Origin of the sequence: Bradyrhizobium sp. CCGUVB4N, assembly GCF_024199945.1 — a bacterium.
Classification (GTDB): Bacteria; Pseudomonadota; Alphaproteobacteria; order Rhizobiales; family Xanthobacteraceae; genus Bradyrhizobium.
Genome location: NZ_JANADP010000001.1, coordinates 3,697,967 through 3,720,715, shown reverse-complemented (window position 1 = coordinate 3,720,715; position 22,749 = coordinate 3,697,967). Strand labels below are relative to the sequence as shown.

Genomic DNA, 22,749 nt, shown 5'->3' with positions numbered 1-22,749 from the left:
CCGATGGCCCGGTTTGAACGCGCGACCCTGTTGAAACGGTTTCGTGAGATGGCGAAGCGCGGCGAGCCGATCGTCGGCGGCGGTGCCGGTACCGGCCTGTCGGCCAAATGCGAGGAAGCCGGCGGCGTCGATCTCATCGTGATCTACAATTCCGGCCGCTATCGCATGGCGGGTCGCGGCTCGCTCGCAGGCCTCATGCCCTATGGCGACGCTAACGCCATCGTGCTTGAGATGGCCGGCGAAGTATTGCCCGTCGTCAGCAAGACGCCGGTCCTCGCCGGCGTCAACGGCACCGATCCGTTCCGCGACATGGATGTGTTCCTCGACCAGCTCAAGTCGCTCGGCTTCGCCGGCGTGCAGAACTTTCCGACCGTCGGCCTGATCGACGGCGTGTTCCGCGCGAACCTCGAGGAAACCGGCATGTCCTACGCGCTGGAGATCGACATGATCGCCAAGGCGCGCGAGAAGGATCTGCTGACGACACCCTACGTCTTCAGCGAGAAGGAAGCCGCCGCGATGGCGATCGCCGGCGCCGACATCATCGTCTGCCATCTCGGGCTCACCACCGGCGGCACGATCGGCGCGCAGACCGCGCCCAAGCTCAAGGATTGCCCGGCGCGAATCGACACCTGGGCCTCGGCGGCACTCAGCGTCAATCCCGACATCCTCGTGCTCGCCCACGGCGGCCCCATCGCGGATCCGGCGGATGCCGATTTCATCATGAAGAACACCCGCTACTGCCACGGCTTCTACGGGGCGTCCTCGATGGAGCGGCTGCCAGTGGAGCGGGCTTTGACGGAACAGGTACGCAAATTCAAGGCGATCGGCGCGCGATAACGCCTGCAAGATCGAGGGAGGGAAACATGTCAGGGATTCTGGTCGGCGAGCTCATCCTCTGGCTGATTGTTGCGATCATCGTGATCGTGGTTGGCGTCTACATCGTCAACTGGCTCTACCACCGCTCCTCCAAGGAGGTGTCGTTCGTCCGAACCGGCTTCCTCGGCGAGCGCGTGGTGATCAATGGCGGCGCCTTCGTGCTGCCCTTCATCCACGACTACACGCCTGTGAACATGAACGTGCTGCCGATGGGCATCGTGCGTTCGCGGCAGGACGCCGTGATCACCCGCGACCGCATGCGCGTCGACATCGAGGCCGACTTCTACGTCCGGGTTCAGGCCACCCGCGAAGCCGTCTCGATCGCCGCCGCGACGCTCGGCCGCCGCACCATGGAGCCGGAACAGCTCCACGCGCTACTGGCCGGCAAGTTCATTTCCGCGATCCGGTCGGTCGCATCCGAAATGACCCTCGAAGAGATGCACGAACGCCGCGGCGACTATGTCACGCGCGTCAAGACCAATGCCGCCGAAGCCCTCGCTCAGAACGGCCTCGAACTCGAATCCGTCGCCATCACCGATCTTGACCAGACCGACCTCGAATTCTTCAACCCCTCGAACCGCTTTGACGCCGAAGGCTTGACGAAGCTGATGGAGGACATCGAGGCCAGGCGCAAGCTGCGTAACGACATCGAGCAGGACTCGATGATCAGGATCCGCACCCGCAATCTGGAGGCAGAGCGTCAGGCGCTCGAGATCGAGCGCGAGAGCGAGACCGCGCGGCTGGAGCAGGAACGCGATATCGAAATGCGCCGCGCGCTTCAACGCACCGAAGTGGCCCGCGAACGAGCGCTGCGCGAAACCGAGGCCGAGCAGGCCCAGATCTCGGCGCGCGAGGCGATCGAACGCTCCCGGATCGCCAACGATCAGGCGATTGCCGAGGCCCGTATCGCTTCCGAGCGCGAGACACGCCAGAAGGAGATCGAGCGCACCCGCACCATCGAAGAGAAGGAACTGCTCGCCCGCGAGGATATCGAGAAGACCCGGATCGCCAACCAGCGCTCGATCGACACGACACGCATCGCGTCGGAACGCGAGGTCCGCCAGCATGAGATCGAGCGGATGCGTACCGTCGAAGAAGCCGAAATCGCGGCGCGCGAAGCCATCGAGAAGGCCCGGATCCAGCAGGACCGCGTCGTCACCGACGCCCGCATCGCCAATGAAGAGGAAACCCGCCGCCGCGAGATCGAGCGCACCCGCGCTGTCGACGAGGCCGAGATCGCGGCCCGCGAGGCCACCGAGAAGGCGCGTATCGCCCAGACGCTGATCGTCAATGTCGAGCGCATCTCCTCGGATGAACGTACCCGCGCACTGGAGATCCAGCAGGTGCGCACCATCCAGGAAGCCGAGATCGAGGCGCAGCGCGCCGTGGAGGCTGCCCGCATCGCCCGCGAACGGACGCTCGCCGCCGAGCGCATCGCCGCCGAGCAAAACACGCGGCAGCTCGAAATCGAGCGCAACCAGAGCCTCGAAGTTGCCGGCATTGCAGCGCGCGAGACCACCGAGGCCTCCCGCATCGCGCAGGAGGAACGTGTCCGCTCCCTGGAGATCGCTCGTAACCGCGCCGTCGAGGAGGCCGACATCGCCTCGCGCGAGGCGATCGAGGCAGCCCGTATCGCGCAGGAGAAGACCATCGCCGCCGAGCGCATCCAGGCCGAGCGCGACACCCGTTCGCTCGAAATCGAGCGCACGGGCGTGCTGGAGGCCGCCGAGCTGAAGCGGCGCGACGCCATCGAGCGCCAGCGCATTACCGTCGATCTCGCTCTCGAAGCCGAGCGCATCAACTCCTCCAAGAAGCGCGAGGTGCTCAATATCGAGCAGAAGAAGGCGATCGAGATCGCCGACGAAGACCGCGTCATCGCCCTCTCCGCCAAAAAGTCCGAGCGGATCGATGCTGACCGCCAGGTCCGGCAGGCCGAGATCGTCGCCCGCAAGGAGGTCGAGACCACCGACGTCTCTCGCGAGCAGGCGCTGGAAGCTGCCCGCCTGGAACGCCGCCGTGCGATCGAGCAGCTCGAGGTCGCCCGGGTTCAGTCGCTCCAGGAGGCCGAGATCGCCTCCCGCGAGGAGGTTGAGCGCGCACGCATCGCCTCCGATCGCGGCCTCGACGAGGCCCGAATCGGCCGCGAGCGCGAGCTGCGCAAGCTCGAGGTCAATCGTGAGAAGGAGGTCGAGACCGTCCTGATGGAGAAGGCAATCGCGATCCATCAGAAGTCGCTCGAAGAGTCCGCCGCCAAGGCGATGGCTGAGGAGGCGCGGATGCGGGCCACCGAAGCGACCGAGCGCGTCATCACGGCGCGCGAGAGCGAGATCGCAAAGCGTCGCAGGACGGTCGAAGTCATGATCGCGGAGAAACAGGCCGAGGAGACCAGGATTGCTGCCGAGGCCGAACGTGTCCGTGCGGCTGTCGAGGCGGAGGCCCAGCGGATGCTCAACGAGGCCGAGAACGTGCTCACCGACCAGGCCCGCTATTCGCTGTTCCGCCGAAAACTGCTCGACCGGATCGAGGGCATCGTGCGCGAGAGCGTCAAGCCGATGGAGAAGATCGAGGGCATCCGCATCCTCCAGGTCGACGGCCTCAACGGCAACGGCGGCGGCAATGGTGGCCGCAGCGCTACCGACGAGGTGATCGATTCGGCGCTGCGCTACCGTGTCCAGGCGCCGCTGATCGACTCCATCCTGTCCGACATCGGCGTCGAGGGCGGCAGCCTGGCCAAGATGCCGGGCCTGATCCGCGAAGCGCGCGACATGCAGGGCATCAAGGAGGCCGCTCGCAAGGGCGGCGGTGGTGGCGACAAGCCGGCGGCGTCACCGCCAGCAGCTGAGGGCGGCAGCGAGCCGTCGGCCGAGCGCGGTCCGCGGAAGAAGAGCTGAGGTCAAAATCCATGCCCCGCGTCTACGTCTCCACCGTCGTCAATGCGCGCAACGATCGCGTCTGGGCGCGTGTGCGTGATTTCAACGGCCTCCCCAACTGGCATCCCGCGATTGCTGAGAGCCGCATTGAAGGCGGCGAGCCCTCGGACAAGATCGGTTGTGTGAGGGATTTCCGTCTGCGCAACGGCGACCGCATCCGCGAGAAGCTGTTGGGCCTGTCCGACTACGACATGTTCTGCACCTACTCGATCCTGGAATCCCCGATGGGCGTCGAGAACTATGTCGCGACCCTGCGGCTGACGCCCGTCACCGACGGCGACCAGACCTTTGTGGAATGGACCGCCGAGTTCGATTGCGCGCCGGAGCGCGAGACCGAGCTCGTCGGCAACATCGGCGGCGGCGTGTTCCAGGGCGGGTTTGACGCACTCAAGCGCGTGTTCGGAGGTTGATCCGTGCCGCATATCGTCAAAAGCACGATCCTGGACGCGCCGACCGATGCGGCGTGGGCCATGTTGCGTGATTTCAACGGGCACGATCGCTGGCATCCGGCGGTTGCGACCTCCTCGATCGAGCGCGCGCAATCCTCCGACAAGATCGGTTGCGTCAGGCGGTTCAAACTGAGGGATGGCGCCGAGCTGCGCGAGCAATTGCTGGCACTGTCCGACCTCGAACAGAGCTTCAGCTATTGCCTGCTCGATACGCCGATCCCGATGTTCAACTACGTCGCGCATGTCCGCCTGCTGCCGGTCACCGACGGAGACCGCACCTTCTGGCACTGGGAGTCGCGTTTCACGACCAAGCCCGAAGACCGCGACCGCATCACCCACATGGTCGCCGAAGACATTTACCAGGCCGGGTTCGAAGCGATCCGCCGGCATCTGAAGGAGGCCGCCTAGATGGCCGTGACAGTCAAGACTTTCGCCAGTGCCAGCGAAGCGGCCGGCGCGCTGTCCTCTGACCGCACCGCGCGCTATCTCGGCGGCGGCACGCTGGTGATGCGGGCGCTGAACGAGGGCGATGTGTCGATCTCGACGGTCGTCCGCGCCCAGGACCAGGCGCTGACCCGGATCGATGCTTCCGGCCCGCGTATCACGCTGGGCGCCGGCGTCACCTTCGCACGCGTCCTTGCCGAACGCGACCTCGGCTTCCTCCACGCCCCCGCCCGCTCGATCGGCGGCCCTGCCGTGCGCAACATGGGCACCGTCGGCGGCAATCTCTTCGCGCCAAATCCCTATGGCGATTTCACCGTCGCGTTGCTGGCACTCGATGCCACCGTGGCCGTCGCGGGCGGCTTCGGCTCGCGGGATATCCCGATCGAAGAATTCTTGCAGGCGCGCGAGCGGCAGGCCGGAACGTTGGTCTTGTCGGTCTCATGCACCCGGCCGGCAAGTAGCGAGGCATTCCGCTATCGCAAGATTGCGCGGATCAAACCAAAAGGCGGCTCGGTCATCACGCTGGCTGCGCATCTACCGATCAGCGGCGGCCGGATCGCGGGCGCGCGGATCGCACTGGGCTCGATGGCACCGACCCAGATCCGCGCCCGCGCCGCCGAGCGGGCACTGGAGGGCCGCTCGCTGGACGCCGCGACCATTGCGGCGGCCGCATCCGCCGCCACCGAGGGAACATCGCCATCCGACAACGCGCTCGGCAGCGCCTGGTATCGCCGCGAGATCGTCGGCGTCCACCTGCGCCGCCTGCTGTCGGGACAGGAATAAGCGGTCATGTCCAAAATTCCCCTGCAATTCCGACACAACGGCCGCGACGTCGCGATCTTCGTCGATGGCGGCACCAATCTTCTGGTCGCGCTGCGCGAGCTGATCGGCGACATGACGCCGAAATTCGGCTGCGGCCAGGGCGGCTGCGGCACCTGCAGCGTGCTGATCGACGGCGAGCTTCACCTCTCCTGCCTGACGCTGGCGGAGACCGTCGCCGGCCGCTCCGTCGAGACGCTCGACGGCATGAAGCAGGGCCCGAACCTGCATCCGCTGCAGCGCGCCTTTGCCGACCAATTTGCCGCTCAGTGCGGCTATTGCACGCCGGGCATGCTGATGGCCGCAAAAGCCCTGCTCGATCGCAATCCCTCGCCGAGCCGCGATGAGGTCATTGAAGCCATCTCCGGCAACATCTGCCGCTGCACCGGCTACGAGCCGATCATCAATGCCATCCTCGCCGCCGCCGGCGGCCGGGTCAGCGCCTAAGGGAACGCGACCATGCTGGAACTTCGCAAGGACATCTTCGCCGATGAGCGCGACGACAATCTGAAGGAGATCGGCAAAGGCACGCAACGTCAGGACATGCTCGGTCACGTCACGGGCACGTCCAGCTATTTCAACGACCACAAGCTGCAGGGCATGCTGCACCTGAAGGTCGTCCGCTCGACGCAGGCGCATGCGAGGATTCGTCGCATCGACACGGCCGAGGCCGAGCGCTCGTCCGGCGTGCGCCGGATCATCCGCGGCGCCGATGTGCCGGTGAACCTCAACACGCTTTTGAGCCTGATCAATTTCGGCAAGGACGACGAGCCGTCGCTTGCCGTCGACAAGGTCCGTTACAAGGGCGAGCCGATCGTCGCCATCGTTGCCGACAGCGAGCGCGAGGCCTTTGAAGCGATCGCCAAGGTCAAGGTCGATTACGAACCGCTCGCGGCCGTGTTCGACGTCGAGGACGCGCTGAAGCCCGGTGCGCCCGTGGTCAACGAGACCTATCCCAAGAACACCTTCACCTATCACGAGACCTACGACCATCAGCGGCTGCGCTTCGGCGACGCCGACGCGGCGCTGGCGACCGCCGATCATGTGCTCGAGCAGCGCTACCAGATGTCGCCGATCGAGCATGCACCGACCGAGACCAATGGCGCGATCGCGGCCCCGGACACTAACGGCCGTTATGTCGTCTACACCTCCACGCAGGCGCTGTTCTTTTCGGTCGACACCTGCGCAAAGATCCTGGACGTGCCGTCCAACACCTTCCACTTCATCGGCGGCACCGTCGGCGGCGGCTTTGGCGGCAAGGTCGACACGCTGACCGAGCCGCTGGCCATCCTCGGCGCGATGCTGACCGGGCGACCCGTGCGCTACGTGTTCGGACGCGAGGAGGAGATGCAATATGGGCCGCCACGCGGCGCCGAACGCATCTACATCAAGGATGGCGTGATGCGTGACGGCCGCATCGTCGCGCGCAAGATCCGCGCCTATTTCGACAGCGGCGCCTATACGCGGCTATCGAGCTACGCCGCGGTGAAATGCGCCGCGCATCTGCCGGGCCCCTACACCATTCCGAACGTCTATGGCGACGTCTATTGCGTCTTCACCAACCGCACGCCAGCGACCGCCATGCGCGGTTTCGGCGTGACCGCGATGGACTTTGCCATCGAGTGCCAGATGGACAAGCTGGCTCACATCATCAACATGGATCCGATGGAGTTCCGGATCCTCAACGCCTATCGCGACGGCGACATGAAGGCGCACCGGCGCGAAGCCAAGAACACCGCGTTGATCGAATGCGTCCAGGTCGCGGCCGAAAAAGCAAAATGGCCGCTCCGCGAGGAGTTCAAGCAGGCCTCCTCGCGCAAGGACGGCGGCGGTAGCCGCGCCGTCATCCCGCCGACCCCCACGGATTCGTCGCGCGCACGGCCTACCGCCCCGGCGCAGCAGCGCACCAGCTACGATCGGTTGCCGCCGACCGTTACGCGCGAACCGCCGCGAGAGCCGCCACCACCGGCTCCTCCGCCGCCCGCGCCGCGGCCGACTGCGCCGTCGCATGGCGCGACCCGTTTCTCCTCCGTCTTTGGCACCAGGAGGCGCTAGATGGCCCGGCACCGCGGACGCGGCATCGCGTCGATCAATTATCCCATCGGCATGAATCTCGGCGGCGACCCCAGCCAGGCGCTGGTGCATTCCAACCCGAGCGGCAAGTTCACGGTGGCGCTGTCGTCCATCGATCTCGGCCAGGGCATGAAATCGGTGACGCGGCAGATCTGCGCGGAGACGCTGGGCGTGCCGGTCGAGGATGTCTATGTCGACACCGCGGATTCCGACACCGGCCCACATTGCATGGGCTCGTTCGCCTCACGCGGGACGCATCGCGTCGGCAACGCGGTGATGGCGGCGGCCCGCGAGGCCCGCGGCGTGATGATGGAAGCCGCCGCCGAGGAACTGGAAGTCAACGCCGCCGATCTCGAAACCGACGGACGCGGCAACATCCACGTCAAGGGCGCGCCGCATCGTTCGATCTCGACCAAGGACGTCGCGATCGCGGCGCAGTTCAAGCAGGGCAAGACCATCTCCGGCCGCGGCATCTTCCTGGTGCCGCTCTCCGAAGTGAATCCGGAGACGGGCGAGATGTCGCCCGCAACCTGCTACGCCCACGCCTGCCTCGTCGCCGAGGTCGATGTCGACGACGAGACCGGCGAGGTCGCGATGGTGCGGATGGATTCCGCTTACGAGCTCGGCCGTGCCCTCAATCCACGCCTGGTCGAGCAACAGCTGGTCGGCGGTGCCTGGATGGGTGTCAGCCATGCACTCTACGAAACGCCCGAACCTTACTATCCCGAGCCCGTACACGGCCCGCGCGATTTCGTCGAATATCTGATGCCCGGCCCCGGCGATATCTGCCCGCACGATATCGCCGTGCTGGAGCGCCCCGCGCCTGATGGGCCATTCGGAGCCAAGGGTCCCGGCGAGATGTGCGCCAACCCCGTGCTGCCGGCGGTTGCCAACGCGATCTTCAACGCGGTCGGCGTGCGTATCGACGATCTGCCGATTACGCCGGAAAAAGTGCTGCGCGCGATCAAAGCCCAGGGCGGCGCGCGGCCGCAGGCGCGGCGCTAGAGGTTTCGGTTGATGGCGGTCCGCAGCAACATCGTCGGCATCGACAGCCCGGAGGCGCTTGAGAGAGCGTTGCGCGCGGCCTATTACCTCGCCGACGAGGGCCTCGCGACCGCCGCCTATCTCGGCCTCGCGCTCGGCAAGCCGCTGCTGCTGGAGGGCGCGCCGGGTGTCGGCAAGACGGAAGCGGCAAAAGCCATCGCCGCCGTGCTCGGCCGCCGATTGATCCGCCTGCAATGCTACGAGGGTATCGACGCCTCCGCCGCGCTCTACGAATGGAACTATCCGCGCCAGATGCTGGCGATCCGCCAGGCCGGCGACGAGAGCATCGATATCTATGGCGAGACGTTCCTGATCGAGCGTCCTATGCTGGCGGCGTTGCGCGCGCCCGACTCGACGGTGCTGTTGATCGACGAGATCGACCGCGCCGACCAGGAGTTCGAAGCCTTCCTGCTCGAATTCTTGTCCGACTTCCAGATTTCGATCCCCGAGCGTGGCACGGTACGCGCCGCCGAACGCCCCGTCGTCGTGCTGACGTCGAACCGCACGCGCGATCTGCACGAAGCCTTGCGCCGCCGCTGTGTCTATCACTGGATCGACTATCCCACCGAAGAGCGCGAGGCGCGCATCATCATGCTGCGGGCCTCCAGCGTTGCGGAGGCCACCGCCCGCGCCGTCGTCGCAGCCGTCGGCAAGCTCCGTCGCGAGCCGCTCAGCAAGGCGCCCGGCATCGCCGAGGCCGTCGACTGGGCCGAGGCCGCAACGCTCCTGCACAAGGGCGGCGCGCGCTGGCCCGACGCGTTCAAGCGCTCGATCGGCGTGGCACTCAAGGATGAGGAGGATCTGCACTTCATCTCGCCCCGGCTCGACGCCATGCTCGCGGAGGCAACCGCATGAGCACCGAGCCAGAGCTTCCGCGCGCCGCGCGCATCTTCGTCTCCTTCGTTGCGTTGTTGCGCGCCAACGGCTTTGCCGTCGCCCCGGAGCAAACCACCACATTCCTCACCGCGATCGAACTGCTCGGCCCGCGCGACCTCCGGGATATCAGGCATGCGGCACTGGCCACCCTCGCCCCGCCGCCCGAACGTCGCGCGAGTTTTGATCGCCTGTTCGATCTTCACTTCCACGGCAGCGAAGCGCTGGAGCGCGCCGACGATGGCGAGGACGACGAGACCGTCCGCCTGCAGGAGGAAGGCCGCGGCGACGAGGAGCCGCTGTTCTCCGACGACGCCAATGAATCCGGCCTCTCCGCGACCCGCACCGAGGCGCTGGTTGAGCGCCGCTTCGCGCAGCTTTCCACCACAGATGCACTTCGCCGCCTGTCGCGTGAGGCTCCCCGGCGGCTGCCGCGGCGGCGTGGCCATCGCCGCATGCGGGCCCGCCGCGGTCCCTTTGCCGATCTTCGCCGCACCTTGCGCGACTCTGTCCGCAGCGACGGCGAGATTTTGCGGCTCGGCCATATGAAGCGTCGCCATCGTCCGCGAAAGCTCCTGCTGCTGATCGACGTTTCCGGCTCGATGAAGAGCCGGACTGAAGACAACATGAAGCTGGCCCATGCGCTGATGCAGGCGGCGCCGAACGTCGAGGTCTTCACCTTCGGCACGCGGCTGACCCGCGTCACCCGTGCGCTGCGGCTGAAGCGACGCGAGCAGGCGCTGAGTGCGGCAGCCCATCTCGTCAGCGACTGGGACGGCGGTACACGTATCGGCGATGCGCTGCAGGCCTTCCTCGCTGTCCCCCGCTTCGGCGGGTACGCGCGCGGAGCAGCAGTTGTCGTCGTCTCGGACGGACTGGAGCGCGGCGAGCCGGACGCGTTGCGCGACGCGGTCGCAAGGCTGTCGCGGCGAGCCTGGCGCGTGAGCTGGCTGACGCCGCTTGCGGCGGGCCCGGGCTTTCGCCCGCAGACCGAAGCGCTCATCGCCATCGAGCGCTTCGTCGACGATCTCGTCGACGGCGGATCGAGCGCGTCGATCGTCGCGCATGTACTGGCATTGGGACGAAGGAGAGTTGCGTGACCGAGATTGTCGACGGCCATCATCATATCTGGCGGCAGGCCGACCTGCCCTGGCTGGTCGGCCCGATGCAGCCCCGCATCTTTGGACCTTACGAAGCCATTCGGCGCGACTATCCGATCAAGGAATATCTCGACGACCTCAGGGGTAGCGGCGTCACCCGCTCGGTCTACGTCCAGACCAATTGGGCCAACGACCGTTTCGAAGACGAAGCCGCCTGGGTGCAGCAGACAGCCGACAAGCACGGCTGGCCGCACGCGATCGTTGCCTACGCCAATTTCGCCGTGGACGACGTCCGCCCGCAGTTAGACCGCCTGAAGCGCTATCCGCTGGTGCGCGGGGTGCGGATGCAGCTGCACTGGCACGAGAACCCGCTCTATCGCTTCGCCGCCAAGCCCGATCTCTGCATCGATCCCATGGTCCGGCGCAACGTCGCGCGGCTCGCCGATTACGGCTGGAGCTTCGACCTGCAGGTGTTCACGCCGCAGATGCCGGACGCTGCAGAACTCGCGGACTCCTGCCCCAAGGTGACTTTCATCCTTCAGCATGCCGGCATGCTCGAAGATCCGTCGCCGGCGGGACGCGCCGCCTGGCGCGCCGGCATGGCCCGGCTCGCGACCTGCCCGAACGTGGTCGCGAAGCTCTCGGGGCTCGGCACGTTCATTCATCGTAACGACCCTGCGCATATCGCCGCCGTGGTCGCCGACACCGTCGCGATCTTCGGTGCCGAGCGCTGCCTGTTCGGCTCCAATTTCCCGATCGAGAAATTGTGGACCAGCTATCGCGAGCTCGTCGACGCATTTCGTGCCGCAACAGCCCGGCTGAACCCCGAGCAACGGGATGCGATCTTCAGAGGCACCGCAACGCGCGTCTATCGGCTTTGACGGATAAAAAGAGAACAGGGAGGGAAACGAATGGCGCTGGAGATCAAGATCCTAGACTACGGCGATATCGAGTTGGAATCGAGCTTCCTGGTGCTCGGTCGCGACTGCGGTCGCACCCGCCGCGTCCTCACGCTGGGCTTTCTGATCCTCGGCGGCAAATATCCGGTCGTGGTCGACACCGGCTATCGCTCCAACCAGATCATGGAGACGCTGGGCATGCGCGGCTTGCAGTACCACGAGCACATGATCGAGAACCAGCTTGCCCGCCACGGCGTGCGTATGGGCGACGTGCGGTTCGTCTGTCACACGCATCTGCACATCGACCACGCCGGAAAGGACGACCTCTTCCCGATGAACACAACGGTCGTCGTCAACCGCAAGGAGCTCGAATATTCCGTCTCCGGCCTGATGCATCCGCAATATCCTGCGCCCGACATCAAGCATCTGATCGACCGCCTGCACACCAAGAGCGCGCTGCGTTTCCTCGACCTGGAGATCACCGGCCCCGTCGAGCTCATGCCCGGCGTCTATTGCGACGCGGCCAACGCCCACACCGAGGGCTCGATGAACATCATCGTCGAGACAGCCGACGGCATTGCCACCATCTGCGGTGATGTGATCTACGATTTCAACGACCAGATCGTCACGCCTTTCAACGAGATCCACGACGCGGAGCCGCGCACCACTGGCAATCACGGCACCAGCAAGCGCGCCGAGAAAGCGTCGATCAAAAAGCTCCTCAGCAACTCGCGCTATCTGCTGCCGGTGCACGACCGCCCCGCCAAGATCGAAGGCGGCAACGTCGTCGGCCGGCTCCACGATCAGGTCCCGGGCCCGATCGTGCAGTCCCTGCCCGCGCGCAACTGGTTCCCCGCCTGATGTGATCGAAGGACCCGACCGATGACCCACGTCACCTTGCGATCCGAATTCGAAACGCTGATCGATCCCTACGCACCCGTTGCGCAGGTCGGAACAGGCTTTGATTTCACGGAAGGGCCGATCTGGCATCCGGTCGATCATTACCTCCTGTTCTCGGACATGCCGGGCGACGTGCGCCGGCGCTGGGATGCACGGCGCGGCGTCGCCGAGATCAAGCGTCCGTCGAACAAATGCAACGGCATGACCTACGACGCCGAGCTCAATCTGATCGTCTGCGAGCACGCGACCTCATCGTTAATCCGCGAACGCCCGGACGGACGGCGCGAGGTGCTGGCCTCGCACTTTGGGGGACAGGAGCTCAACAGCCCCAACGATGTCTGCGTGCACTCATCAGGCGCGATCTATTTCTCGGATCCCTGGTATGGCCGCATGCCGGTCTATGGCGTCGAGCGGCCGCGCCAGCTCGGCTTCCAGGGCGTCTATCGCGTCGTGCCCGGCAGCGAGCCGACGCTCGTGGTCGACCGCAATCTGTTCGACCAGCCGAACGGACTGTGCTTCTCGCCCGACGAGAAACTGCTCTATGTCAACGACACCGTGCAGGCGCTGATCCGCGTGTTCGACGTCAATGCCGATGGCACGCTGTCGAACGCGCGGGTGTTCGCAAGCGGCATCCGCTCCGAATTGGAGCCCGGCCTGCCCGACGGCATGAAATGCGACCAGCACGGCAATGTCTGGGTCACCGCACCCGGCGGCGTCTGGGTCTATTCGCCGCGCGGCGAGCTGCTCGGAAAGGTTCGCGTGCCCGAGCTCGTCGCCAACCTCGCCTGGGGCGGACCGGATTTCCGCACGCTCTATTTGACCTCGACGCATTCGGTCTACGCCATCCCGACCAAGGCCGGACCGCGCCACGAACCCTATATGAGCGGCAAGCGCAGCGGTAGCGGCGCCGCGAGCGCCGGCCCTGCAGCTGCGGCGCCGATCCTGGCCGACGGCGAGTTACGCCTCGATCCGAACCGCTGCGCCATGATCATCCAGGACCTCCAGAACGACGTCATCATGGATGGCGGCGCGTTCGCCGAATCCGGCGCGCCCGGTCATGCCAAGCAGCAGCACGTCGTCGAGAACGTCCGTCGCCTGGCGGAAACGGCGCGCGCGCGCGGCGTCACCATCATCCATGTCTGGTTCGTGGTCGAGCCCGGAGCGCCGGGCGTGACGCTGAACGCACCACTGTTCGAGGGTCTCGTCGACAGCAAGGCGATGGTGCGTGGCAGTTGGGGGGTAGCGCCCGTGTCGGGCCTCGAGCCGCGGCCCGGCGATTTCGTCGTCGAGAAGATGCGGATGAGCGCCTGGGAAGGCACGCGGCTGGAGACGATCCTGAAAGCCACCGGCCGCGATATGATCATCAACACCGGCGCCTGGACCAACATGTCGGTCGAGCACACCGCACGCACCGGAGCCGACAAGGGCTATTTCATGATCGTGCCGGAAGACTGCTGCTCGACCATGAATGCCGACTGGCACTCGGCCTCGATCAATTTTGCCATGCAGAACGTCGCCGTCGTCACCCGCGCGGACGCCGTCATCAGAGCGCTGGGATGAGCGGTGGCAAAGCTCTTGCACCTCTGCTGCTCCCCGCGTGCCGATTCCGAGTCGAGCGCCGGTGCGCGACTGTTCCTTGACCGCTTTCAACAGGCCCGCCCCGATTGGGACATCGACGTCGTCGATCTCTGGCACGAGCGCATGCCGGAATTTGCAGGCCCCATCGTCGAGGCTAAATATGCACGGATGAAAGCGGAGGCCTTCACCGACGCGCAGCGGGACAGTTTTGCGGAAGCCGAGCGGATGGCGCTGCGCTTCTCGCTGGCCGAGCGCGTGCTGATCTCGACGCCGATGTGGAATTTCGGCATCCCCTACAAGCTGAAGCAATGGTTCGACATCGTCATCCAGCCAGGCCTGACGTTCCGCTTCGATCCGGCGCAGGGCTATCTTCCGCTCCTCAAGGATCGACCGACCATCGTCATTCTCGCCTCTGGCAGCGACTTCGCCACCGGCATGAACCGCGGCCGCATCGACATGGCGACGCCGTACTTGCGCGAGGCACTCCGCTTCATCGGCGTCAGCGACGTGCGCTTTGTGCCGATCGGCCCGACGGCGGGCCCGGCCGAGCCGATCCGCGCCGCCCGCGACACCGCCCACCGCCGCCTTGCCGAGATAGCGAAGCGGTTCTGAGCCGGGCTCGCGATAACGACCCTGACAGCTCCTTCATCCCGAGGTACGAGAAGTTCGCTGTCGCCACATCGTCATTGCGATCAGCCTGGCGACGAAGCAATCCTGAAGCCCTCACCAGAAGCACTCTGGATTGCTAAGACACAGCGTCGGGTTACTGCGATTTGAGCCCGATCGTCTTGATCACGGGAGCAAGGCTTGCCGTGGTGGCATCGACAATTCGCTGAAACTTGTCCGGGCTGGAATCGCTATCCGGTTCCATGCCCTGAGAGCGATACGATTCTTGCAATCCGGGATCGGACATCGCTGCCCGTGTCGCCTGCGCGATCCGGTCGATGATCGCATCGTCCGTCATCTTGTGCGCGAACAGGCCGAACCAGCCCTCATAGCTGAGATCCGGCATGCCGGATTCAATTGCGGTCGGAATGTCGGGCGCGCCGCTCAAGCGCCGTTCGGTCGTGACCGCCAGCAGCCGTATTCTGCCGGCACGGCCGAGTTGCTGCAATTGAACCGACATGACGGCAACAACGAGAGATATCTGACCGGCGACGACGTCATTGGTCGCTTGCGAGCTCCCTCGATAGGGAACATGGACGATGTCAAGTCCGCCTGCCTGCTGCTTGAACAATTCGCCGACGAGGTGATTGCCGGTGCCGATACCGGGCGTCCCATAGGACAGCTTGCCGGGGTTGGCCTTCGCGTACGCAATCAGGTCTTGCAGATTGGCTGCCGGCAGCGAGGGGCTGACAGCGAATACCAGCGCACTGTTGATCAAGCGATAGATGGCGCGGAAATCGTCAACGGCGTAGGCGGGATTTGGCGTCGTCAGCGGGGCGATGACCTGCGTACTGCCATTTCCCAGCAGAAGCGAATAGCCGTCGGGCTTCTCGCGTGCGACCGCTGCCGTCCCGATGGCGCCGCCTGCACCGCTGATATTCTCGACAAAACTCGGACCGAGCTGCGATGACATTCGCTCGACCCAGGGACGTCCGATCTGATCGCCTGGGCCGCCAGCCGCATACGGGATCACCAGCCGGATCGGCCTGGAGGGATAATCAACCGCGTTTCCACAACGTGGAAATCCGGCGACCGTCGCGGCAAACGCGGCCGCATTGACGAAGTCTCGCCGCGAGAGGGAGGGCATGTCCTATTCCGAAAATATCTTTGATCAGTGGCGGGACCGGCTCCCAAGAAACCATTCGCAGCAGGACGCCGCCATCGTCAATGGCACCGCAAACGGCGGGGCAACCAAGGCTTGTGGGCAAAGTGAGAGTCCCCATCCGTTTTTCGGCATGGTCCCCTGCGTAGAGCTGACAGCTGAACAGATGAGCCGACCTCATCCACCAGCCTAAGCCATTCATCTTAAAGCGATATTTCAAACGAACAGAGTGGGTCGAAGCGGCATCGCACGGACCTGAAGCCATACCCGCTGCTTTCGTCCAGTTTACTGTACGCTTCGTTCTGATAGACAAAGTCAAACATATTTGACTCCCTGCCGAGGGGGCTATAGTGCGTGCCAGACGATAACAACCATGACTCGGCCATTTCTTTTGGGCCATTTCGACTGTTTCCGAAGTCCCGACTCCTGGAGAAGGACGGCGCGCATCTTCACGTCGGAGGCCGCGCGCTCGACATCCTGATCTTCCTGGCCGAGCGCCCCGGCGAAGTCGTCGACAAGCGCGAGCTGGTCAAACGCGTCTGGGCCGACGTGAATGTCGACGACGGCAGCCTCCGCTTCCACATCGCAGCGCTGCGCAAGGCCCTCGGCGATACCGGCAAATCCGCCCGTTATGTCGTCAACGTCCCCGGGCGCGGCTATTGCTTCGTCGCATCGCTCGCCCAGGTCGCTCCCGCTCTTCCTGCTGCCCCGATTGATGTCTCCCTGCCCCGCTCGCTTCCCGCGCCGCTCGCACGGGTGATCGGGCGCGACGACGTCATCGAGAAGATTTCGACCGGGCTGGCACTGCATCGTTTCGTCACCGTCGTCGGCCCCGGCGGCATCGGCAAGACCGCGGTGGCCGTGACCGTGGGCCATCGCAGGCTGGCCCATTTTGACGGCAACGTCTTCTTCGTCGACTTCGGACCGGTGAGAAGGCCCGAACTCGCCGCCATCACCATCGCATCGACACTCGGGCTGTCCATCAATGCGGAGGATCCGGTCCCGGCGCTGCTGACGCATCTGCAGGCGAAACCGACGCTGTTGATCTTCGACAGCTGCGAGCACGTGTTGGAGACCCTCGCGCCGCTGGTCGAACGTCTGGTTCGCGAGGCACCGCGACTGCATGTGCTCGCCACCAGCCGCGAATCCTTTCGCAGCGAAGGCGAACGGATCTTTCGACTGTTTCCGCTCGACTGCCCGCCCCGGCGCGACGATCTCGCCGTGGCCGACATCCTCGCCTATCCGGCAGCCCAGCTCTTCATCGAACGTATCGCACAGAGCTCCGGACCATTTCAGCTCAGCGCGGAAGAAGCACCGTTGGTGGCGGACATCTGCCGCCGCCTTGACGGCATCGCGCTCGCGATCGAGCTCGCGGCGGGGCGCGTCAATGCCTATGGTATCGCCGGCACGGCGTCCCTGCTCGACAGCCGGTTTTCGCTGCAATGGCGCGGCCGCCGCACGGCCATTCCGCGACACCAGACGCTCAGCGCCGCGCTCGACTGGAGCTACGACCTTCTTCCCGCATCCGAGAGCGCAATCTTGCGAAGATTGTCGGTGTTCGTCGGCCCGTTCACGCCGGAGGCGGCTGCCGCCGTCGCGTCGGGCGACGGGCTCAGTGCAACGGCGACCATGGAGGCGATCGACAATCTCGTCACGAAATCGCTGATTGCACCGTCCGGCGCGCGAACACTGCGTTATCGCCTGCTCGATACCACGCGCACCTACGCGCTCGGCAAGCTGAACGAGGCCGGCGAAGCAAAGCGGATTGCGCAGCGCCACGCCGAATACTTTCGCGACCTGTTCGAGCGGGCTGAGGCCGAAACATCCGCGCCGCTGTCGGACTGGCTTGGCGTCTACGGCGCGGAGCTGGACAATCTGCGCGCCGCGCTGGACTGGGCCTTTTCGCCGGATGGCGATGCGCAGCTCGGCATCGCGCTGACGGCGGTCGCGGTCACGCTCTGGATTCGCCTATCGCTGTTCTCGGAGTGTCGCGAGCGCGCCAGAACCGCACTCGCCGCGCTGGGAGACCACGGCGACGAGCGAGTGCGCATGCAGCTCCTGGCGGCGCTCGGCTGGTCGCTGATGTACGGCGAAGGACGCGCGCGCGAGGCACGCCCGATCCTCGAGGCCACGTTAGAGCTGGCGGACAGGCTCGACGACAAGGATTTCCGGCTGCGGGCGCTCTGGGGCCTGTGCATCGACCAGTTCAACAACGGTGCATTCGGCAAGGCGCGCGTGCTGGCCGATCGCTTCGCCGAGGCGGCCGCGAGTTCACCCGACAAGACCGATCTCATGCTGGCCGACCGGTTGACCGCCGTGGCGCTGCATTATCTCGGCGACCAGAACGGCGCCCGGATTCGCATCGACCGGGTGAATGCCTCCCTGCATGTGCTGGCCGAAAAGCCAAAGATCTTTCCGCTCGATGTCAGGCTATCGACGCAGTATTTCCGTGCCCGAATCTTGTGGCTGCAGGGCCATGCGGATCAGGCCCTGGCACTCGCGGAGCAGAACATCCATGAAGGCCGGGCCAATGGTCACGCGCTGACGTTCTGCAGTGTGCTCGGACAGTCCGCCTGCCCGATCGCCTTTCTGGCCGGGGACTACGATGCTGCCGAGCGCTACGGAGCCGAGTTGCTCGAACATACCGATCGCCACGCCATAAGAATCTGGGGTTTGTGGGCGCGCGCTTTCAATGCCCTGGTCATCGCCAGGCGCACGAATGTCGAAGCAAGCCTGCCGCTGCTGCGCGACGAGCTCAATCGCGCCGGCGATGCGCGCTTCCTGCCGCGCTTTCTTCCCCTGCTCGGCGAGCTGGCGGCGTGTTTCGGACAGGCCAACCAGATCCACAACGGCTTCGACACGATCGAGAACGCGTTGGCGCGTTGCAACGACAGGCAGGAACGCTGGTATCTGCCGGAGCTGCTCCGCATCAAGGGTGAGCTGATGCTGAGAGAGACACCCCAGTCGGAAGCCGCCGACGCCTGCTTTCACGAGGCGATGGATCTGGCGGCGCAGCAGGGCGCCGACTTCTGGCAGTTGCGATGCGCCATCAGCATCGCGCAACTCAGGATCGGACGCGACCAGCGCGCAGAGGCGCTTGCGGTTCTGGAGAAGGCCTGCGCCGCGATGACCGAGGGGTCGGGTATCGCCGACATGCGGATCGCCCAGGGCCTCATCGCACAATTGCGGTCCTGACCAGGGCGTCCACGATCCAAGGGTTCGACCCAAGCCCCACGCCGCGCCCCCGGTCGCAGAACGCGGCTCCACACTGCTCGCGTCATCCTGCTCGGGGAATAAATCCGGGCACGCCGGTTTCGACCACCGTGTTGAACCTGACGTTTGTCGTGATCTCGGCCCGTATCTCCCGCATGGCGTCTTCAGGCAGCGTCGAAATATCGAAGTTTTCCCGAATACGCCGGGGATTGGTCGAAGTCGTCAGGAAAGCGGTGCCGCGCTGGACAGCCCAGGCCAGAGCAATCTGAGCCGGTGTCTTGTCGAGGCGCTCCGCGATGGTGGTGATCACCGGGTCGGCCAGGAGGTTCGGCTTCATGGCGTGTCCCAGCGCTGCAAACGCCTGGAGCACGATCCCATGCTCGCGACAGAAGTCGAGCAGCTCCCATTCGGGCAGATACGGATGCGATTCGACTTGCACCATGGCTGGCCTGATCCGCGCAACCGCAACGATCTCGCGCAGCTTCTCCAGGGTGATATCCGACAGGCCTATCGACTTGCAGTGGCCCTCGTCGACAAGGCGCTCCAGCGCTCCCCACGTCTCCGCCAACGTCACGCCTGAATCATAGATGACCTGACCGCGCTCGTCTCTCGGGTCTTGCTCGTCGCCGGGTTGAAAGGCAAACGGCGTATGGATGATGTAGCAGTCGATATCGTCGAGTTGCAGCCGCCGGCGGCTGGCGTCGAAGGCAGCCTTGACTCGTTCCGGCCGGTGATTGGTGTTCCATAGCTTCGTCGTCACGAACAGGTCTTGGCGCTGAAGATTCCCCTCCTTGAACGCCTCCTGCAACGCATCGCCAACCGCCGCCTCGTTACGGTAGCGCTCGGCACAATCGAGATGTCGAAATCCCGCCTCCAGTGCAGCCTTGGTGGCCTGCTTGGTCACGAGCGGATCCGGAATGAGCGTGCCAAATCCCACGGCGGGAATCGCACCGGACCCATGGGTTGGAATCTTCGTATAACGAAGTGAATCGGACGACGTCATGCTGATGCTCCTTTGTTTGGCCTCGGCTTACGCACAAGCGGCACGAGGTGATCGAAATTGACGATGCGATGTCATTTCACGGCTCCCCGGCGTTAACCGGCGGGCCGCGGCTTGCGGAGAAAGAACACGAGCGGGATCACGACGAGCATGGCGAACATCAGGATCTCGAACTGGTCGATGACCGCGACTGTGGCCGCCTGCCGCGTCACCATGCCGTTGAGCGCGGCAAGGCCCGGCTTGCCGATCGAGCCTCCGAAATAAGCGGCGACACGATAGGGCGTCAGGGTCTTGGCGAGTGCGACGTGCACGGCCTGCGTGTTGGCGTACAAGAACAACTGGACCACCGCGATGCCGATGGTGCTGCCATAAAGGCGCGACAGGTTGATCAGCGCGCTGCCTTCCGGACGACGTTTCGGATCGAGCGTGCCGAACGCGGCCCTGGCGAGCGTCGGCAGCAACATACCGATACCGGCGCCCTGGAGCAGGCCGGCCTCGACCACCGGCCGCCAATCCATCGCCGGTGAATAGCCGAGCATCAGCCAATTGGCATAGACCACCAGCGTCATTCCCCCGATGAGGAACGGCCTGCTGTCGACCTGCGCTGGAACCAGGCTCGTCAGCACCAGCGCTCCCACGAGCGCCACACCGCGCGGAATGGTCATATAGCCCGTGGTATCGACGGGGTAGTTGAGCAACTCCTCGAGCATCGGGGACGTCAAGGCCAGGGTCGGCAGCAGGACGAAGCCAACCGCAAATGAGATGACCGTCGAGAGCACGAGATTGCGGTCCCTGAACAGTGCTGTGCGAAGAAAATGCTCCCTGGTCGTCATGACGTGGACGATGAAGAGATAGAAGCCCAGGACCGAGGCGATCGCTTCGACCCAGATCTCCGTCGAGGCAAACCATTCGAGGCGTTCGCCGCGGTCAAGCAGCATTTGCAGCCCGATCATGCCGACGGAGAAGGTTGTCAGACCGAAAAAGTCAAAGGACTGGCTCCGCTCCGCCCGCTTCTCGCTCAGCGATTGGGCCATCGTCAGGAAGATGAATGCCGTCATCGGCAGGCTGAAATAGAAGATCGACGGCCAGCCCTGATATTCACTGAGCCAACCGCCAATGCCGGGGCCACTGCTGATGCCGAGCAAGGAACACACGGTCCAGGCCAGGCTGATGCGGGCATGTCGCGCCGGCGGCGTCACCTCGAGCAGGATCGCCAGCGAGAGCGGCGCAAGCGGCCCGCTCGCTGCACCCTGGAGGATCCGGGCCAGCACAAACTGGATGGACGTGGTCGCGAGAGTATCGAGCACCAGGCCAAGCACGAAGATCGCCACGGCGACCTGATAGACCTGCTTCCGGCCATAACGTGCCGCCAGCCATTGCGTGATCGACATGGTCACGGCACTCGCGGCGATATAGGACGAAAAGACCCAGCCGACCTCGTCATTGGCCATCGAGAGCGTCGCCTGAATGTGCGGCAGCGCGGCGTTCGGTATCGAGATGTTGACGGCCTGCATGTAGGTCGCCAAGAGAGCAGCCGCGGCGATCGTGTGGTGCCTCTCGTTGGCGGCGGCTGACGGGACTGTCGTACTCATTTGCCCTCCGTCGCGAACGCGGGTCGGAGCAGATGCAGCCAGGTGCGGCGATAGCCGGTATCGACCCGCGCCGTCACGCTGATGCCCGAAAACAGGGGACGGGTCGGATCGAGATCATCGAGTTCGAGACGCACCGGCAAACGCTGAACGACTTTGACCCAGTTCCCGGTTGCATTCTCGGGCGGCAGCACCGAGAAGTCCGATCCGGTGCCGGGGCTCATGCTGTCGACATGCGCCTTGAACTTGCGATCAGGATAAGCATCGACGTCGATCGTCGCCTCTTGACCGGGATGCATGTGGGTCAGACCGGTTTCCCGAAAATTCGCCTCGACCCAGACATGTCGGCTCGACAGCAGGGAGAATGTGGGCGCTCCGGCGTTGACGAAGCCGCCGATCTGCAGATCGTCGACCTTCGTCACGATGCCGTCGTCGGGCGCTGTCACGGTGGCATAAGAGAGATCGAGCCGCGCGCGATCGAGCTGCGCCTTTGCCGCGCGAACCGTCGGGTGGCGATCGACGTCGATATCGGGATCGCCGCTGAGCGCGACGATCGTGTTGGCGATCTGCTGTTCGATCGACGTCGTGCGATGGCGGGCGACCTTCATATCCGTTTCGGCCCGCTCGTAGACTGCGCGCGGCGTGAAGTCGGAAGCCACGAGCATTTTCTTGCGGTCGAACTCGCGCTCGTCGAAGGCAGCCGAATCCTTTGAAGATTGCAACTCCGCCTGCTGCTGGCGGTAGGTCGCCTTGAGAGATTCGATCTGGAGCCGCGCGCTGCCGAGCCGGGCCTCCGCCTGATCGACGGCGATCTGGTAGGGCTCCGGATCGATGCGAAACAGGACCTGTCCCTGATGAACGCGCTCGTTGTCGTGCACGGCGATCTCAATCGCCTGACCGGAAACCCGGGCGTTGATGGTCACTTTCGCAGCTCGAACGAATGCATCGTCGGTCGAAACGTATTGCTCCTGGGCCAGATACAGTGAGGCGCCGAACACGGCCACAATGATCGGCACGGCCAGCATCAAGGGCCGGCGCAGCCGCGTCCCGAGTTCCGCTCGGACCGACTGGCCAACAGCTTCGCTCCCGCCGAAACTCATGCGATCGCCCCACCAGCCGGCGATTGGCGCGAAATTGAAACGCATCGAAATCCTCGCATTCAATTAACTAACGTTCGTTACAAATACGGTCCCA

19 protein-coding genes are annotated in these 22,749 nt (G+C 64.8%); 15 read left to right on the top strand and 4 right to left on the bottom strand.

Annotated features, from left to right (window positions below; genetic code table 11):
* Positions 1-3 precede the first annotated feature (3 nt).
* Genes NLM31_RS16730 through NLM31_RS16665 form a run of 14 tightly spaced genes read left to right on the top strand, consistent with a single transcriptional unit; the run spans position 4 to position 14,597 of the window.
* On the top strand, positions 4-837 hold the full coding sequence (locus NLM31_RS16730) for a phosphoenolpyruvate hydrolase family protein (protein WP_254130409.1): 834 nt from the start codon (positions 4-6) through the stop codon (positions 835-837).
* Between the two features lie 26 nt (positions 838-863).
* Complete coding sequence (locus NLM31_RS16725; protein WP_254192930.1) at positions 864-3,767, top strand: flotillin family protein; 2,904 nt, start codon at positions 864-866, stop codon at positions 3,765-3,767.
* A gap of 11 nt (positions 3,768-3,778) precedes the next feature.
* Positions 3,779-4,216: an SRPBCC family protein gene (locus NLM31_RS16720; protein WP_015686997.1), complete on the top strand. Its 438-nt coding sequence runs from the start codon at positions 3,779-3,781 to the stop codon at positions 4,214-4,216.
* Between the two features lie 3 nt (positions 4,217-4,219).
* The gene (locus NLM31_RS16715) at positions 4,220-4,663 is read left to right on the top strand and encodes an SRPBCC family protein (protein ID WP_254192929.1); all 444 of its coding nucleotides are present in this window, start codon (positions 4,220-4,222) and stop codon (positions 4,661-4,663) included.
* Positions 4,664-5,482 carry a xanthine dehydrogenase family protein subunit M gene (locus NLM31_RS16710; RefSeq protein ID WP_254192928.1) on the top strand — a complete coding sequence of 273 codons (819 nt, stop codon included), beginning with the start codon at positions 4,664-4,666 and terminating at the stop codon, positions 5,480-5,482.
* 6 nt (positions 5,483-5,488) lie between these two features.
* Positions 5,489-5,965, top strand: a complete 477-nt coding sequence (locus NLM31_RS16705; protein WP_254130405.1) for a (2Fe-2S)-binding protein — start codon at positions 5,489-5,491, stop codon at positions 5,963-5,965.
* Positions 5,966-5,977: 12 nt separating this feature from the next.
* Entirely contained in the window at positions 5,978-7,573 is a 1,596-nt protein-coding gene (locus NLM31_RS16700; RefSeq protein ID WP_254192927.1) for a xanthine dehydrogenase family protein molybdopterin-binding subunit, read from the top strand.
* Positions 7,574-8,596 carry a xanthine dehydrogenase family protein molybdopterin-binding subunit gene (locus NLM31_RS16695; protein ID WP_254130403.1) on the top strand — a complete coding sequence of 341 codons (1,023 nt, stop codon included), beginning with the start codon at positions 7,574-7,576 and terminating at the stop codon, positions 8,594-8,596.
* 12 nt (positions 8,597-8,608) lie between these two features.
* Positions 8,609-9,490 carry a MoxR family ATPase gene (locus tag NLM31_RS16690; protein ID WP_254192926.1) on the top strand — a complete coding sequence of 294 codons (882 nt, stop codon included), beginning with the start codon at positions 8,609-8,611 and terminating at the stop codon, positions 9,488-9,490.
* On the top strand, positions 9,487-10,608 hold the full coding sequence (locus NLM31_RS16685; RefSeq protein WP_254192925.1) for a VWA domain-containing protein: 1,122 nt from the start codon (positions 9,487-9,489) through the stop codon (positions 10,606-10,608). Before NLM31_RS16690 ends, NLM31_RS16685 begins: the two co-directional genes overlap by 4 nt.
* On the top strand, positions 10,605-11,489 hold the full coding sequence (locus tag NLM31_RS16680; protein ID WP_254192924.1) for an amidohydrolase: 885 nt from the start codon (positions 10,605-10,607) through the stop codon (positions 11,487-11,489). Before NLM31_RS16685 ends, NLM31_RS16680 begins: the two co-directional genes overlap by 4 nt.
* A 30-nt stretch (positions 11,490-11,519) precedes the next feature.
* Positions 11,520-12,368: an N-acyl homoserine lactonase family protein gene (locus tag NLM31_RS16675; protein ID WP_254192923.1), complete on the top strand. Its 849-nt coding sequence runs from the start codon at positions 11,520-11,522 to the stop codon at positions 12,366-12,368.
* A gap of 21 nt (positions 12,369-12,389) precedes the next feature.
* Positions 12,390-13,967 (top strand): isochorismatase family protein, encoded by a 1,578-nt coding sequence (locus tag NLM31_RS16670; protein ID WP_254192922.1) that lies wholly within the window; start codon positions 12,390-12,392, stop codon positions 13,965-13,967.
* Positions 13,968-13,970: 3 nt separating this feature from the next.
* Entirely contained in the window at positions 13,971-14,597 is a 627-nt protein-coding gene (locus NLM31_RS16665; RefSeq protein ID WP_254130397.1) for an NAD(P)H-dependent oxidoreductase, read from the top strand.
* Between the two features lie 151 nt (positions 14,598-14,748).
* Here the strand turns inward: NLM31_RS16665 and NLM31_RS16660 are convergent, their stop codons facing one another.
* Positions 14,749-15,738 carry a tripartite tricarboxylate transporter substrate binding protein gene (locus tag NLM31_RS16660; protein ID WP_254192921.1) on the bottom strand — a complete coding sequence of 330 codons (990 nt, stop codon included), beginning with the start codon at positions 15,736-15,738 and terminating at the stop codon, positions 14,749-14,751.
* 369 nt (positions 15,739-16,107) lie between these two features.
* On the opposite strand from NLM31_RS16660, the gene NLM31_RS16655 reads away from it, so the two are divergent.
* Complete coding sequence (locus NLM31_RS16655; protein WP_254130395.1) at positions 16,108-18,948, top strand: winged helix-turn-helix domain-containing protein; 2,841 nt, start codon at positions 16,108-16,110, stop codon at positions 18,946-18,948.
* A gap of 82 nt (positions 18,949-19,030) precedes the next feature.
* Here the strand turns inward: NLM31_RS16655 and NLM31_RS16650 are convergent, their stop codons facing one another.
* The 3 genes from NLM31_RS16650 to NLM31_RS16640 all read right to left on the bottom strand — a co-directional run bounded on the left by NLM31_RS16650 (position 19,031) and on the right by NLM31_RS16640 (position 22,700).
* Complete coding sequence (locus tag NLM31_RS16650) at positions 19,031-19,969, bottom strand: aldo/keto reductase (protein ID WP_254192920.1); 939 nt, start codon at positions 19,967-19,969, stop codon at positions 19,031-19,033.
* Between the two features lie 92 nt (positions 19,970-20,061).
* A complete protein-coding gene (locus NLM31_RS16645; RefSeq protein ID WP_254192919.1) occupies positions 20,062-21,558 on the bottom strand; it encodes a DHA2 family efflux MFS transporter permease subunit in 1,497 nt (498 codons plus the stop codon).
* On the bottom strand, positions 21,555-22,700 hold the full coding sequence (locus NLM31_RS16640) for an HlyD family secretion protein (protein ID WP_254192918.1): 1,146 nt from the start codon (positions 22,698-22,700) through the stop codon (positions 21,555-21,557). Before NLM31_RS16640 ends, NLM31_RS16645 begins: the two co-directional genes overlap by 4 nt.
* Positions 22,701-22,749 lie beyond the last annotated feature (49 nt).

Excerpts from the sequence above, each read along its gene's own strand:
- NLM31_RS16650 (WP_254192920.1), bottom strand. The coding sequence starts at position 19,969 with ATGACGTCGTCCGATTCACTTCGTTATACGAAGATTCCAACCCATGGG.
- NLM31_RS16720 (WP_015686997.1), top strand. The coding sequence starts at position 3,779 with ATGCCCCGCGTCTACGTCTCCACCGTCGTCAATGCGCGCAACGATCGC.
- NLM31_RS16705 (WP_254130405.1), top strand. The coding sequence starts at position 5,489 with ATGTCCAAAATTCCCCTGCAATTCCGACACAACGGCCGCGACGTCGCG.
- NLM31_RS16685 (WP_254192925.1), top strand. The coding sequence starts at position 9,487 with ATGAGCACCGAGCCAGAGCTTCCGCGCGCCGCGCGCATCTTCGTCTCC.
- NLM31_RS16690 (WP_254192926.1), top strand. The coding sequence starts at position 8,609 with ATGGCGGTCCGCAGCAACATCGTCGGCATCGACAGCCCGGAGGCGCTT.
- NLM31_RS16730 (WP_254130409.1), top strand. The coding sequence starts at position 4 with ATGGCCCGGTTTGAACGCGCGACCCTGTTGAAACGGTTTCGTGAGATG.
- NLM31_RS16710 (WP_254192928.1), top strand. The coding sequence starts at position 4,664 with ATGGCCGTGACAGTCAAGACTTTCGCCAGTGCCAGCGAAGCGGCCGGC.
- NLM31_RS16660 (WP_254192921.1), bottom strand. The coding sequence starts at position 15,738 with ATGCCCTCCCTCTCGCGGCGAGACTTCGTCAATGCGGCCGCGTTTGCC.
- NLM31_RS16670 (WP_254192922.1), top strand. The coding sequence starts at position 12,390 with ATGACCCACGTCACCTTGCGATCCGAATTCGAAACGCTGATCGATCCC.
- NLM31_RS16675 (WP_254192923.1), top strand. The coding sequence starts at position 11,520 with ATGGCGCTGGAGATCAAGATCCTAGACTACGGCGATATCGAGTTGGAA.
- NLM31_RS16725 (WP_254192930.1), top strand. The coding sequence starts at position 864 with ATGTCAGGGATTCTGGTCGGCGAGCTCATCCTCTGGCTGATTGTTGCG.
- NLM31_RS16645 (WP_254192919.1), bottom strand. The coding sequence starts at position 21,558 with ATGAGTACGACAGTCCCGTCAGCCGCCGCCAACGAGAGGCACCACACG.
- NLM31_RS16640 (WP_254192918.1), bottom strand. The coding sequence starts at position 22,700 with ATGCGTTTCAATTTCGCGCCAATCGCCGGCTGGTGGGGCGATCGCATG.
- NLM31_RS16700 (WP_254192927.1), top strand. The coding sequence starts at position 5,978 with ATGCTGGAACTTCGCAAGGACATCTTCGCCGATGAGCGCGACGACAAT.
- NLM31_RS16695 (WP_254130403.1), top strand. The coding sequence starts at position 7,574 with ATGGCCCGGCACCGCGGACGCGGCATCGCGTCGATCAATTATCCCATC.